Origin of the sequence: Roseimicrobium sp. ORNL1 (genome assembly GCF_011044495.1) — a bacterium.
Taxonomy (GTDB): Bacteria; Verrucomicrobiota; Verrucomicrobiia; order Verrucomicrobiales; family Verrucomicrobiaceae; genus Roseimicrobium.
The window spans coordinates 7363518-7377656 of record NZ_CP049143.1 but is presented as its reverse complement, the minus strand read 5'-3'; the positions used below and the strand labels follow the sequence as shown (position 1 = coordinate 7377656).

The following is a 14139-nucleotide window of genomic DNA, read 5'->3' as shown; positions in this document are numbered from 1 at the left end:
TCCGACCCATGATTCTGCCCATCGTTCTCTACGGAAATCCTGTCCTGCGTATGAAGTGCCAGCCCGTCACGCAGGTGACGGACGAGATCCGCAAACTCGCCGCCGACATGATGGAGACGATGCATGACGCGCGCGGGGTGGGTCTCGCTGCGCCGCAGGTAGCGGTGGCCATCCAGATGGCGGTGATCGAGGTGCCCCCGACCGACCAGTCCGTGACCGTGCTGCGCGTGAATGGCGAGGACAAGACGCTGGCGGAGACGCAGCCCGTCATCTTCCTCAATCCCAAGCTCGTGCTGGACAACACCAAGGCCACCGGTGAGGAGGGCTGCCTCAGCATCCCTCATCTACGCTATGACGTGCGCCGCGCCGGCGTGGTGAAGGTCACCTATCAAACCCTCGAAGGCGAGACCGTGACCATGGAGGCCGATGGCCTGCTGGGCCGCGCGTTTCAGCATGAGATCGACCACCTTAATGGGATCCTCTTCACCGACCGCCTTTCTGCCGCTTCGAAGCTCGGCGCTCAGCGCAAGCTCAAGCGCCTCGTGCAGGAGTGGAAGGAAGAAGGCTGGACCTGCGCGCAGCAGACGCGCGAGGGGGATGAGGAGGAAGACGGGGAGTAGGAGTGGAGTGAGTCTGCTATGCGTGATGCGCAACGTTCAAGGAGTGGGGACATTCCTGTCCCCATTGAAGTACGAACGGAGTCAATTGGGGTAGCGCGTCCCAAGTGGTGAAGAGCCTCTCGCAGGGAGCGGCACTAGCCTTAGTGCCGGCGGTGAGCAAAATGGGTGCGGAGCCTTTCCCTTCGAAGTTGTAAGGTCGCTTCCACGCTGCTCACGTGGCCACGCTGCATATGACGGCACTAGGCTAGTGCCGCTCCCTGCGAAGCAGTCGCTTCGTTGACGCGAAGGGATGTATTGAGCGCTTGAAGGTGTGGTTCGCGCTTCCATGGGGACAGGAATGTCCCCACGCCTTGAGTGAGGCGGAGCCTCACTTGATGTGATGCCGCCGCAAATGCTCCGGTCATTTATTCTCCACTCACCATGTAGTGATGCATGAAGTACACCTCACGCATCAGGACCTTTGCCTGGGCTCCGAAGGAGCGGTACATGGAGGTGGGAGTCGGCGATGACGAGGCCTGGATGCCGAGATCTTCCGCCATCATCAGGGCGCGTTTCATGTGCAGAGGATCGCTGACGATGATGGCTGACTGCAGGCCGTGGGCGTTCATCACCTTGAGAGCTTCTTCGAGGTTCTGCCTGGTGGTGCGTGACTTTTCCTCCAGCAGAATCGAGATGGCAGGCACGCCATGTTGCTGTACATAGGCGGAACCGACGCTGGCTTCTGAATGAGTTTTGCCATCACCGTAGCCGCCGGTGAAGAGGAGACGCGGGGCAAGCTGGCGCTGGTAGAGGTCAATTCCGTGCCGGAGACGTTGCTCGAAGACGGGAGACGGTTGCGAGCCTTGGGCGGCGGCGCCCAGCACGATGATGCAATCCGATTTCGTGGCGTGGTCTGTTTGCCCAACGGTCCAGATAGCGATGCTCACCGCCAATAGCCAGATGCCAAGCGAACCCAGCAGAAGGACAAGGATGGTTTTGAGTCGACGACGCATGTGTTGGCGTTCTTCGACAATGGTGGACCGCAAGGTTTGCAACGCAAGGGGAACGAGGCGTTCCCCCTCCTTGGGCCTGGGGCGATGTGGTGGAGGATGGTGCGGTGAGGGGACGCTTGGCGCCAACGGCAGCTAAAGCAGCCGCTCCTTGGGTGGAGGCTTCGAGCGTTGCTCGAATTCACCCTTTCTTCGCCCGCTTCTTCCCGCCGTACTTCACCTTCCGCTGCGGAAGCTGGGTCATGGAGTCGCTGATGCCGGCTTGTTTCTTCAACTCGCGGATCTGGTCGCGAAGCAGCGCGGCTTTTTCGTACTCGAGGCTGCTGGCGGCTTCGGCCATTTCGGCTTCGAGTTCGCGGAGGACTTCGGTGACGGCGTAGCCACCGGCTTCGTCCTTCACCACGCTTTCTTCCAGCTGCTTGCCGGCCTGCCAGCCGTGCAGGCTTTCCTGGACGGCACGCTTCACGGTCTGCGGGGTGATGCCGTGTTCCTCGTTGTGATCCGTCTGACGCTCGCGGCGATAGGCACTGATGTTCAGCAGGGCCTGGATGCTGCCGGTGATCTGATCCGCGAAAAGAACCACCTCGCCATTGACGTGGCGCGCCGCACGGCCGGCGGTCTGCAGGAGGGAGGTTTCACTACGGAGGAAACCTTCCTTGTCCGCATCCAGGATGCACACGAGGCTCACTTCGGGAAGGTCGAGACCTTCCCGAAGAAGATTGATGCCCACAAGGATATCGAACTCGGCAGCGCGCAGGGAGCGGAGAATTTCCACGCGCTCGATGGCATCAATGTCACTGTGCAGGTAGCGCACCTTGAAGTTGAGATTGCGCAGGTAGTCGGTGAGGTCCTCCGCGGTGCGCTTGGTGAGGGTGGTTACCAGCACACGTTCGCCCCGCTCGATGCGCACGCGGCAGAGCTCCATGGTCTCATCGATCTGGCCCTTGAGCGGCTTGAGCGTCACGATGGGATCCAGCAGGCCGGTGGGCCGAATGATCTGCTCCACGATGAGGTGCTTGCCCTTCGTGGTGACATCAAATTTCTCAATCGGCTCGCTGCTGCCGGAGATGCGCACGATGGAGCGGGGGTTGGTGAGCTGGGACTGCAGGTTGGACTTGCCACTGCCATTGACGCCGCCGGGCAGGAGGGCGGGAACGGTCTCTGCTTCGCCGATGCGTTCACGCTTGTGCGGCACGTAGCCCTTGTTTCCCACGACGCTGTTGTCCACCTCGAACTGGGCGGGTGTGGCGCTCACATACACGGCCTGTTTTATTTTGGCCATGAACTCATTAAACTTCAGCGGACGGTTATCCAGCGCGCTGGGAAGGCGGAAGCCATGCTCCACGAGCACGGTCTTGCGAGAGCGGTCACCCTCATACATGCCGCCGATCTGCGGGATGGTGGCGTGGCTCTCATCCGCGAAGTAAAGGAAGTCGTCCGGGAAGAAATCCAACAACGTGCCCGGGGTGCTGCCCGGCGCGCGACCGGAGAGGTGGCGGCTGTAGTTTTCAATGCCCTGGCAGAAGCCCATCTCCTGCATCATCTCGATGTCATACTCGGTGCGCATGCGGATGCGTTGCGCTTCGAGCAGCTTGCCCTGCGATTCGAACTCCGCCACGCGTGCATCCAGTTCGGCACGGATGGCCTTGATGGCGACACGCAGCTTGTCTCCTGGAGTGACGAACTGCTTCGCGGGATTGAAGGTGTAGCTTTGGAGCTGCGTGGTGGCACTCCCGGTGAGCGGGTCGAAGACGCTGATGCGATCGATCTCGTCGCCGAAGAACTCCACTCGGATGGCCTCGTTGTCGAGATACGCGGGGAAGACCTCCACCACATCACCACGCGCGCGGAATTTGCCGCGGGTGAAGGAGATGTCATTGCGCTCGTAGAGCATGTCCACCAGCCTTGAGAGCATGGTCTCGCGGGTCATCGTTTCGCCGCGGTGCACGGGGAGCATCATGCCCTCATAATCTTCCGGTGAACCCAAGCCGTAGATGCAGGACACGCTGGCGACCACGACCACATCCTTCCGCGTGAGCAGCGCGCCCATGGTGGAGAGGCGGAGGCGCTCGATTTCATCGTTGATGCTCGAGTCCTTCTCAATGTAGGTGTCTGAGCGGGGGATGTAGGCCTCGGGCTGGTAGTAGTCGAAGTAGCTGACGAAGTACTCGACCGCGTTGTCCGGGAAGAAGTTTTTGAACTCGGAATAGAGCTGCGCGGCGAGCGTCTTGTTGTGGCTCATGATGAGCGCGGGCCTGCCGATCTGGGCGATGATGTTCGCCATGGTGAAGGTCTTCCCCGAGCCCGTCACCCCCAGCAAGGTCTGGTGGCGATTGCCTGCTTCCACAGACTTCACCAGCTTCGCAATGGCCTGCGCCTGGTCACCGCGCGGGTGGTATTCGGAATTGAGGGAGAAAACGGACACAAAGATACCTTACGCCTGAGGCGGCGGGTGCAAGCGGGACGGACAGCTTGTCTTCAGCCTTTCTTCAGCCGATCGCTGGCCTTTTCCAGCAACTTGCGTTCTGCAGCGGTGAGGCTCTGCATGCCCTTCTGGCTGATCTTTTCCAGGATGGCGTCCACCTTCTCGGCTTCCGAGCGGTGCCCGCGCTCCGTTTCCGCCTTGTCTTTACGGTAGGGCGGCAGCACGGTCAGATCGGATTCCCGCTGGGACTTCGCCGGCTTTGGGGCGTGAAGCTTTGATTGAAGCGCTTCCAGCGACCAGCGGCCCTGGTGAAACCGGACAAACCCGTAGGCGGCGAGCACCTGGCAGGCCAGCATGATGAAAGCCGGCAAGTTCCGTGCTGCCAGATGGATCACTGCCATGATGCCCACGTAAAACATGGCAAGCACGCCCGCAGGAACGGTGACGATGAAGAGTGAAATCTGTGCCCGTGGGTAAAGAGTGGCAAAAGCGATGAACACGCCAAAAAACACGCCGCTGATGCCCATGGCAGCCCATGTGCCAAAGCCCAGCAGACCGAAAACAGTCAGCACCACGGGGGTGACGAGGACGAGCAGCAAGAAAAGCCGGATGAATGCCCGGCGGCCAAAAAACTTTTCGAGGTCCTCGCCAAACTTCCAGAAGATGTAAGCCGAGAGGAGGAGGAAAAGGTCGAATGGATTTACGAGGATATAAGTCAGCGGAGTCCACACGCGGAACTGACCGACCAACCCCACATAGGAGAACTCAAGAACGCCCATGATGCCCCTGCCCAGGAGGGCCGTGACGATCATGCTGGCCACGCCAACAATGGCAATGTACGCGGAGAGGTAAATGGCGTTCCCCTTCCACCATGTCAGCGGCAGGTGATCCTTCGACTGCGGAAACCAGCTCATGATGCAACTTGCCTTGTCGAACCGGCAGTTGCAAGCGAAGGAGCAGACGCGGGCGCTCCCGTGCGTGTCCCATAAGAGCCGGGTGAGGCTGGCGCGGAGGGGGGAGGGGGCTGCGTCGAGTTCGTGGACTTCTGCGATTGCGACTGCGACTGCGTCGGCGCTTGTGCCGGCGTCTGGAGGTTGGTGCGGCCCACACTGGCCACGTAGTGCACGAAGCGGAGTTTCTTCACCGCAGGCAGGCTCAGGACAAACGGGTACAGCGCGGGCTGGCCGAGGCTGGCGGAGATTTCATTGAACATGGGCGCGCGACGCACCCAGCGATGCAGCCACGTGAGGAACTTCTGATCCTCTGCGGGCTCCTGCGGGAGATTCTCCGGGAGCGTGGCGGACTCTTTGGGAAATGGCGTCACCTCCAGCGCGCCAGCTCCGAGTTGCAGGCCATACGCTTCGCAGCTCTCCAGGCCATCCAGGATCTGCAGGTAGTGCGACCAGGTCTCCGCCCAGTCCTCCCACGGGTGCATGCTGGCGTAGGCGCTGATGTAGGACTGCTCCCAGCCCACCGGTGGGCCTTGGGAGTAGTGGCGGTTCATCGCGGTCGTATAGTCCAGACTGGCATCGCCGAAGAGTTCGCCGAAGGCCCTGCGCAGAGGGTGGTTCAGATTCAGGATGCCGAACCAGCGCTCCCAGAAGTAATGGCCCGTCTCATGGCGGAAGTGGCCCAGCAGGGTGCGGCTGCTCTCGCCGAGCTGCTGGCGGGTCCGCTCGCGCACGGCGTCGTCTGCCTCCTGGAGATTTACCGTGATCACGCCGACCGCGTAGCCGGTGGTGACGGGAGGGTTGGACAGGGTCTGGATGAAGTCGAAGGCGAGGCCGCCCACCGGGTCTTCGTTCAGGCAATGCACCTCGATGCCAAGGCCGAGCAGGGTGGCCAGCAGGCGGCGCTTGGCGGACTCCATGCGGGCCCAGAGGGCGAGATTGCCGTAGAGGTTGAGGTCCGGGATGGTGCGGTTCAGCCGGCAGGCGGTGCAGAAGATGTTGGGGTCTTCCTTGGGCATGAGCCAGTTACACACGCCGTGGGCGGGGCCGTTGTCGCAGCGCTTCAGCCCGGATTCCGGGGTGAGCTTGACCATGGTTCCGACGGCGGGGTCGAAACCGGTGTCGGAACCGCACTGCAGGCACTGGGAGTTCTCGAAGAACAACACGTTGCCGCATTCACAGGAAAATCGCTTCATCAAGAGAGGGTTGGGAGGGAAGGGTAGGGGCGCCGCGGGCATGTCAGTCTGCCAGCGGAGGATTGTCGGCCTTACTAAGGAGTCGACTCCGGGCAGGGTAGGGGATGGCAGGGGGAAAGAAAAATCTTACCTTAGGCGTGGACTAAAGAGGACGCTGCCTTTTGTCACTCAGCCCGGTCGAATTATGCCTGCTCGCGAAGGTTCGACTGGCATATGGCGTATGCACTGGTTCACGATTCGCTTTTCACGCATCATGACTCCTTCAGCTTCTTCCACCTCGTCCCGCCGTCGTTTCCTGCAAACGGGTGCTGCAGCCCTCCTTGGCGCGCCTTTTGTCACCTCCGGCCTGCGGGCTGCCTCGCCGAATGGCAAGCTGCGTCACGCGGCCTTCGGCGCCAGCGGCATGTCCTGGACGGACATCAGCAACCTGGCCAAGCACCCGAACTGGGAACTCGCCGCTGTGTGCGATGTGGACACGCGCAACTTCAAGCGCGTGCAGGAGCAGTTCCCCAATGTGCGCGTCTACCAGGACTGGCGCGAGCTTCTGGTGAAGGAAGAGGGCAAGATCGATGCGGTGAATGTGAGCACGCCGGACCACATGCATGGTCCCATTGGCATGGCGGCCATCAACAAAGGCCTGCACGTCTACGGCCAGAAGCCGCTCACGCAAAATCTCCTCGAATGCCGTGCCATCACCAAGCTCGCCCGTGACAAGGGCGTGATGACGCAGATGGGCATCCAGGTCTCTTCCGACTTCACCGAGCGCTTCGCCGTGGCCTACATCCAGGAAGGCGCGATTGGCAAGGTGAAGGAGGCGCACACCTTCTCCAACAAGAAGTGGGGCGACATGGACCCGGTGCCGGACAAGAAGGACACGCCGCCGGCGGAGTTCGACTGGGACAAGTGGCTCGGCGTGGCGAAGGAGCGTCAGTACATCAGCGGCTACTATCACCCCGGAAACTGGCGCAAGCGCCGGGACTTCGGCACGGGCACTTTGGGTGACATGGGCTGCCACATGTTCAGCGGCTGGTACCGCGCGCTCGGCCTGACCATGCCGAAGTCCGTCACCTCCCACGGTCCGCCTCCTCCCAATGCGGAGAACTGGGCCATCAACGGCAAGGTGGAATACCTCTACCCCGGCACGCAGTACACGGCGGGAGACACCATCAAGGTGACCTGGTATGACGGCGACCAGCTTCCCTCAGCAGAAGTCCAGGCGCTGGTGGAAGGCAAGTGGCCCGGCCAGGGTACGGTGTACATCGGCACCGAAGGCGTGCTCGTGCATCCGCATGGCAGCACCCCCACGCTGCATCCGAAGGACAAATTCGCCGGACGCCGTCCCAATAAACTTGAGCCCCGCAATCACTGGGGCGAGTGGGTGGACTGCTGCCTCAAGGGTGGCACCACGAAGCCGAGTGCGAACTTCGACTACAGCGGCCCGCTCACCGAAGCGGTGTTGCTTGGCTGCCTCGCCAGCATCTTCCCGCAACAGACCCTCGAGTGGGATGCGGAGAAGATGGTCTTCACCAACTCTGAGGACGCGACGAAGTTCGTGAGACGCAGTTACCGCTCGGGCTGGGAGATTCCGGGGCTGGCGTAAGCTTGAGCTTAAGCAGCGGGTGTGTTTTCGATTTGTGGCTGTGGTTGCGCTTTGCGTGGCCACAGCCACAAGAGTTGAAAAAGCACGGTGACCAGGCTGGCGAAGTTGGCCATGACCAACACCCACAAAGTGGCCTTCAAGTGGCGCAGGTGGGACTCCTGTAGAATTGCGTAGTCCCTCTGAAGCTTGCGTACCGTGGCCGCATCCACGCTGCCACGAACGGGCTCGGGCATGTAGAAATCGAGGGTCATGGTCTCCAGTAGCGGGCTGTCCTGCACGCGTACGGTCTCGATTCTGAAATGGTTGATTGCAAATGCGCCACCCGCAAGGATCACCGCGGAACCTGCAAGGAGACTGAGACGTGCCAGTCGGGACCGTGGATCTTGCTGGACGAAATTGGGTTTGCTACGTGCATTGGCACCGCGACGAACTTGCAATGACGCGCGGATCTTCTGCGGACGGGCCTGTGTGACTGCAAACAATCCAAGGGCAATAATGCAAACATCAAACCCCATGGCGCCAAGCAGAGTCGGTTGGCGGAACTTGACCATTTGTTCATAGTCGTTCTGGAGTTTGCGTATACGGCCCTCGTCCAGATCACCCGGAACAGGACGTGGCATGAAGCGTTCTAGCACGCTGCGCTCGAAGAAGGCATGCTGTTTGAGATTCAGAAAGTCTTTCCAATGAAAATAGAAGGACAGCGCTCCAAATAACAAAAATAGCGAACCGCCGACGGCCAGGAAGACGAAGGCAAAGGCAAACTGAAGGGCTGGCAAAGTAGTCTTTGACGGTGTTTCCAATGCGATCACGGTGCAATACCGACCGCATCCACGCCTTAAGAACATGGTTCAAAACAAACCCCGCCGCCTCGATCAACTGCTGTCTTCACTCGGACACGGCAGCCGGCGGGAGGTGCGTGAGCTGATTGACGCGGGACTGGTGACGTTGCGCGGCGAGGTACTGGAGGATGAGGGGCAGAAGATTGCGCCGCAGGATGTCGCGGAGGTGCGTGTGGAGGGTGAGTCGCTGGAGGCGCCTGAAGGTTTGCTGGTGATGCTGCACAAGCCGGTGGGCTATGTCTGCACGCATGCCGAAGGGGAAGGCGAAACGATTTATAAGCTGGTGCCGGAACGTTGGACGAAACGCAATCCACCGGTGACCAGTGTGGGTCGTCTGGACAAGGATACGAGTGGCCTGCTGCTGATCACGGATCGCGGGGAGTTGGTGCAGCGCTGGACCTCACCGAAGTCTATCGTCGAGAAGGTGTATGAAGCGGAGGTGGACCACGATCTGGAGCAGAGACTTGTTGATGTCTTTGCCTCAGGAACGCTGATGCTGCGGAGTGAAGAAGCGCCGTGTCTGCCGGCGAAGCTGGAGATCGTGAGTGAGCGTGTGGCGAGAGTCACGCTCACGGAAGGCAGGTACCATCAAGTGCGGCGCATGTTCGCCAGCCAGGGGTGGCATGTGGAGAAGCTGCACCGGGTGCGCTTTGGTGAGTATGAGCTGGGGGAGTTGAAAGAAGGGGAGTGGCGGGTGGTGGGAGAACCCAGCAAGCAGTAGGTAGAAACGGAGAGCTTGCTCGTGAGCTCGTCCGCGCCCAGCAGCATCGAGATTCTAGTTACTACTCACTGCTTACTACTTACCTATGTGCTGACTCACTGACCTGTTGGTTGCTGAGATCAGGCGCGGCAGGCGGAAGCAAACCCTCCCAGGGATCATACGGCGACTTCACGCCAATATGAAGCCGCAGGATGCGCCTTATCTCATCTACGGCAGCATCACTCCGGAAGGAACCATGGCCGTGCTTCACGATGAGCTCGGATTCGGCGCCGTCCAGATGACTGCTGGTGTACGGCACCACACCGTCGCTGCCCTCTTCCTTCGGCCCATCCTTCTTCTGCCCGATGATGCTGTGGAAAGGCACCTGTGGCGGAATGGTGGAGAGGGCCATCAATGAGGGGCTCTTGCCGGACAGGGTGCGGATGGAGCTGATCTTCCCAGCCTGCGCGAGATTCAGAAGGAAGGGGTCGATCACATCACGATGATTCTCCAGCAGGGGGCCGAGCGTTTCGTTGAGCTTCGGGTCGGCGCGGTAGAGTGATTGCCCGAAGTCGCCAATCCAGTTGTCTGCAATCGCACTGCCACGATGTGGCACGGAGATGAAGATGACGCGTTTCACCCGCGGGTCGTGGCGGAAGAGGAACAGGTCCTCCAGTGTCTGCTGACTGATGGCGGGTGCATGCAGCTTGTCCGGACGCACCTTCACCACGCTGTCCCACAGCTTGTATCCGGAGTCGGATACCAGCGTGTGTGTGAGCACGCCGCCCATGCTGTGGCCGATGACAAAGAGATGATTGGTCGCGTAGTCATTCCCTTCGGGATCGATCATGCGCAGCGTGTGATCCACCGTGCGGCGGAAGACCATCGCATTCCACATCACGGGTGTGCCCGTGGGGTAGTGGTAGTGCCAGATCTGGTAGCGTGAGCGAATCAACGGATCCGCGAGCAGGTCATTCACCAGATTGGCAAAGGCCACGGGCGTGGATTGCAACCCATGCACCATGATGAGCGGAATCTTCTGCGGATCGTAGGGCTGGATGAGGTAGAGCTTCTCCCGGCGAACGCGATTCGTGGTGGGATTCAGCATGCCGCGGAAACCGCTTTTGCGCAGCTCTTCCGCATGCTGGATGAGCACGGCGATAGGTGCGCTGAAGTCGGCAGCGAGCGGCTCGGTGCGATTGGCGAAGGAGATGGTCTTGTGCTGAATGGGCCAGAGGAAACGCAGGGTCCATTTGTCGCCGTGCTTCGTGCTCTTGCGGTCGAGTACTGCGGTCATCGAGGCGAAGATGCCTTCTGGTGGGCGGAGGTTGTCGAACTTCCCGGTGCCGTCATTCGGACGCCATGCCACGACAGGCACACCGATGCCGCCGCGCCCCTGGGAATGTGCCAGCAGGTTTCGCGGCACGTCTGACGTGAGCATGAAGCGATGCAGGCCGGATTCGTTGGTCGCGTCTTGTTCTACGGTGAGGCCTGCGGCACGGGTGGCGGATTCGCGTTGGTCGAGCGGGATGGCATCGTACCACCGCACGAGACCCGCGACGGCGTGATTGTAGAGGACATTGGCATATGGGTTATCCGGATCGGATGCCAGGCGGTTGCGTGCGGTCTGGGCTGCGGAGAGCAGGGAGGAGGTGGATGTCTCGCGGGTGACGGCATTGGTGCCCTTGGTCGTGCTGCATGAGGCAAGGCTCGCACACAGAGCTGCCACCAACGGTGTGAGGATAAAGACGCGACGAGCGGTCATGAGGAGTGCTGAAGCACTTGGCAGAAGTGAACGGAGTGGCGGATGGTGATGCACCATGGGAGCGCTGGAGAAGTCTCATGCCTCGGGCCACAGTCAAGAGCGTGGCTGGAGGTGATGGACGCGTCTCGTGACATGTCCGGCGTATGGAATGGCGTATGTGCGATACCGTGTACTACCTTGCCCGAAGCGCTTTGGAGTGCGTGTGCGAAGCACCGCTTTGGACGTGTGAAGGGAACGAGAGACTTGGAGAACCCCCACAACGGGAAAAGGATGAATGGTGTATCAACGATGGGTGCGGAGCCACGGAGAGTGGTATGCGGGCTTCCTCCGGACCCAAGTTCCCCACCAAAGCGGTGCTTCGCACACGCACTCCGAGGCGCTTCGCGCAAGGTGGTTCGCTTACTCCTCACTTTCGTTACTCAAGGGCTGAGTTGCTCACGAGACGGCTCCACAACTCGATGCGCGATCGCGAGACCTTGCCGCGTACTCTCGTCCCGCTCCGTTCCACCATGAAACGACTGCATTTCCTTTCCCTCGCGCTTCCGTTTCTGTTGCTGTCCCTTGGGTTGGCCAAGGCCCCTGCAGCAAACACCCTCGAAGCCGACCTCCTCATCATCGGCGGCAACGAGTCTGCCTGCGCCGCAGCAGTCCAGGCGGCGAGACTTGGCGTAAAACGAATCATCCTCGTGAATGACATCGGCTGGCTCGGCGGTGAGTTCAGCGCGGAGGGTGTGGGATGTCTGGATGAGTGGACGCTGGTGAAGGGACGCCATGCGAACTTCCCCCGCAGCGGTCTCTTCTCCGAAGTGGTGCAACGCATTCGTGCGCACAATTCGGCGAAGTACGGCATCGCCAGTCCCGGCAATGCCTTCTGCGGTACGGAAACCATCGAGCCAGCCGCGGCAGCGAAAATCTTCGAGGAACTCGTGGAGCCGTATGTGAAGAGCGGCGCCCTACGCATCGAGCGTGGATGGCAACCGCTGAAGGTGATGGTGGAGAAGGGGCGTGTGATGGGTGTGGAGTTCGAGCGCACCACGGGTGGTGCAGAGACACTTGCCGTGCAGGCGAAGCTGACCATGGATGCCAGCGACTGGGGTGATGTGATTCGCCTGAGCGGCGCAAAGTATGGCGCGGGGCCGGACCTCCGTTCGAGGTTTGGAGAGCCGAGTGCGCCGGAGTCGTTTGATGATGCCGCGGGCTCGCAGGAGATGAATCCCATCTCGTGGTGCCTCGTGCTGCGTGAGACCGGCGGCAAGGATGAGACCATCCCGAAGCCGGCGAGCTATGATCCGCGCTCCTTCGCTGCACTGGATCGCATTCCGCCGTGGGTGGAGAGCGACATGGGCACGGGCATGTACTCCCCCAGTGGAAATAGTCCGTATACGCATCGTCGTCTCGTAGACCGCTGGCACAACGGCTTTGCTCCGGGCACGGAGGCCACGTTTCTGAACTATCCCACGCAGGACTATCCGCTCTGCCAGCTTCCGCAGCGACTGGTGGACGCGCTGGAGAAGGATGAACCGGGCTCTTCGAAGAAGAACTTCGTGAACCTCACCCCACACCAGCGCGCCATCGTGTTCGCGGACATCAAGGAGCACGCGCTGGGTATGCTGTATCACCTGCAGACGGCGGTGCATGATCGTGTGGGGGACTTCCCACAGTCCTTCCGTTACATGGCGCTCACGGACGAATTCGGCACGGCGGACCGGCTGCCACCGAAGCCGTATGTGCGCGAAGGCCTGCGACTGGAGGCGCTCTACATGATGCGCGAGCAGGACATCCGTGCGGAGGACCGGCAACCCGAGTTCGCCAAGGTGATACCCACGGATTCGGTGTTTGGTTTCCAGTTCAACATCGACTTCCACCCCACACGACGGAAGTTCCTCACGGAGGATCGCAACGGTCCCTGGCAGAATGTGCACACGCCTTCACGTGGCTGGCACACAGATACGGATCGCACGGCCTTTCCATTGCGCGGTCTTGTGCCGGTGGAGATGAAGGGACTCATCGGCGCGGGAAAAAACATCGGCGTGAGCAGTGTGGTGCAGTCGGCCTTGCGATTGCATGGACAGATGATGCATGTGGGCCAGGCAGGCGCGACGCTCGCATGGATGTGCCTGCGCGATGGCGTGGAGCCACGGGACATCGCGGGAGATATGGCGAAGGTGCGGGAGCTGCAATTGAAGCTCGTACGCGGCTGCGGTGGACCGGGCCTGCTGCTCTGGCCCTTCCACGGACTGAACCCTGACGAGACCTGCTTTGAAGCGGTGAACATGCTGGCGGTGCGCGGCATTCTGGTGCCGGAAGGAATGGACCTCCATTTCGGGCAGGACGATCCCATGACGCGGCGTGAACTTGTGAGGTTACTGGTGCGGACCTGCCGTGCCTGCGTTGACGCCAAGGACTGGCCGTCACTACCTCCTGATATGAAGTCACGATTCCTCGACGTGAACACAGGTGACACAGAGCTGCCTGCGTTCGAGTCCATGTTTGCCTGGGGTGACTTCGATCTTTCCAAACAACGCTTCCAACCGAATGCCGTCGCGAGCTGGAACACGTTGCACGACTGGTTGACACGTCTGGGGTTTCCATCGCCCAAGGGGTTGCTCAAGAGCAAGGATGCAGATCAACCTCTCTACCGGGGGGAATGTGCCCAGTTCATCTGGAAAATCTTGCAGCAACGCGGTGAGTGGCTTCCCGAGAAAGGCACGTGGCTCAGCGCGGACGGAGATGAGGATGGCGATGGCATGAAGAACCTCGAGGATGCGATGCCGTTCGACGCGAACAACAATCGTGTGCCGGACAGAATCGAAATGAGATGAGGTGACTTGTGTGGCGCAGCCACCTTGGATTGCGGCAGCCTGCTGCCGCTTTCCAGAGTCCGCAGCCTGCTGCGGCGATTGGGAACCCGCGAAGGAGTAGATACGGCTCCTGCACTCTTTCAGAGTGCCATGCCATTTCCGTGCCTACCCAAGGTGTCGGTCGCTTGGGCTCCCTAACCTTGGGCTGGGCTCCTGCTGCCCTTCAGGCAGCGAATGCGGCTGGTGTGAAGCGA

The 14139-nt window shown here is 60.7% G+C and carries 10 protein-coding genes; 4 read left to right on the top strand and 6 right to left on the bottom strand.

Annotated elements, in window-relative coordinates; all coding sequences use genetic code 11:
• Positions 1-8: 8 nt before the first annotated feature.
• On the top strand, positions 9-620 hold the full coding sequence (gene def / locus G5S37_RS29780; RefSeq protein WP_165209881.1) for a peptide deformylase: 612 nt from the start codon (positions 9-11) through the stop codon (positions 618-620).
• Positions 621-1024: 404 nt separating this feature from the next.
• Here the strand turns inward: def and G5S37_RS29775 are convergent, their stop codons facing one another.
• From G5S37_RS29775 to G5S37_RS29760, 4 genes are all read right to left on the bottom strand, one after another.
• Positions 1025-1612 carry a YdcF family protein gene (locus G5S37_RS29775; RefSeq protein WP_165209876.1) on the bottom strand — a complete coding sequence of 196 codons (588 nt, stop codon included), beginning with the start codon at positions 1610-1612 and terminating at the stop codon, positions 1025-1027.
• Between the two features lie 178 nt (positions 1613-1790).
• Positions 1791-4034: an excinuclease ABC subunit UvrB gene (locus G5S37_RS29770; protein ID WP_165209871.1), complete on the bottom strand. Its 2244-nt coding sequence runs from the start codon at positions 4032-4034 to the stop codon at positions 1791-1793.
• Between the two features lie 53 nt (positions 4035-4087).
• Positions 4088-4948: a rhomboid family intramembrane serine protease gene (locus tag G5S37_RS29765; protein ID WP_165209868.1), complete on the bottom strand. Its 861-nt coding sequence runs from the start codon at positions 4946-4948 to the stop codon at positions 4088-4090.
• Positions 4945-6180 (bottom strand): putative zinc-binding metallopeptidase, encoded by a 1236-nt coding sequence (locus tag G5S37_RS29760; protein ID WP_165209865.1) that lies wholly within the window; start codon positions 6178-6180, stop codon positions 4945-4947. Before G5S37_RS29760 ends, G5S37_RS29765 begins: the two co-directional genes overlap by 4 nt.
• Positions 6181-6433: 253 nt before the next feature.
• Between G5S37_RS29760 and G5S37_RS29755 the strand changes: the two genes are divergently transcribed.
• The gene (locus tag G5S37_RS29755) at positions 6434-7780 is read left to right on the top strand and encodes a Gfo/Idh/MocA family oxidoreductase (protein ID WP_165209862.1); all 1347 of its coding nucleotides are present in this window, start codon (positions 6434-6436) and stop codon (positions 7778-7780) included.
• A gap of 8 nt (positions 7781-7788) precedes the next feature.
• Here the strand turns inward: G5S37_RS29755 and G5S37_RS29750 are convergent, their stop codons facing one another.
• Entirely contained in the window at positions 7789-8589 is an 801-nt protein-coding gene (locus G5S37_RS29750; RefSeq protein ID WP_165209859.1) for a hypothetical protein, read from the bottom strand.
• Positions 8590-8623: 34 nt separating this feature from the next.
• Between G5S37_RS29750 and G5S37_RS29745 the strand changes: the two genes are divergently transcribed.
• A complete protein-coding gene (locus G5S37_RS29745) occupies positions 8624-9340 on the top strand; it encodes a pseudouridine synthase (RefSeq protein WP_165209856.1) in 717 nt (238 codons plus the stop codon).
• Positions 9341-9419: 79 nt separating this feature from the next.
• Here G5S37_RS29745 and G5S37_RS29740 read toward each other — a convergent pair whose 3' ends face one another.
• On the bottom strand, positions 9420-11084 hold the full coding sequence (locus G5S37_RS29740; protein WP_165209853.1) for a hypothetical protein: 1665 nt from the start codon (positions 11082-11084) through the stop codon (positions 9420-9422).
• Positions 11085-11593: 509 nt separating this feature from the next.
• Between G5S37_RS29740 and G5S37_RS29735 the strand changes: the two genes are divergently transcribed.
• Positions 11594-13906: an FAD-dependent oxidoreductase gene (locus G5S37_RS29735; RefSeq protein WP_165209850.1), complete on the top strand. Its 2313-nt coding sequence runs from the start codon at positions 11594-11596 to the stop codon at positions 13904-13906.
• Positions 13907-14139 lie beyond the last annotated feature (233 nt).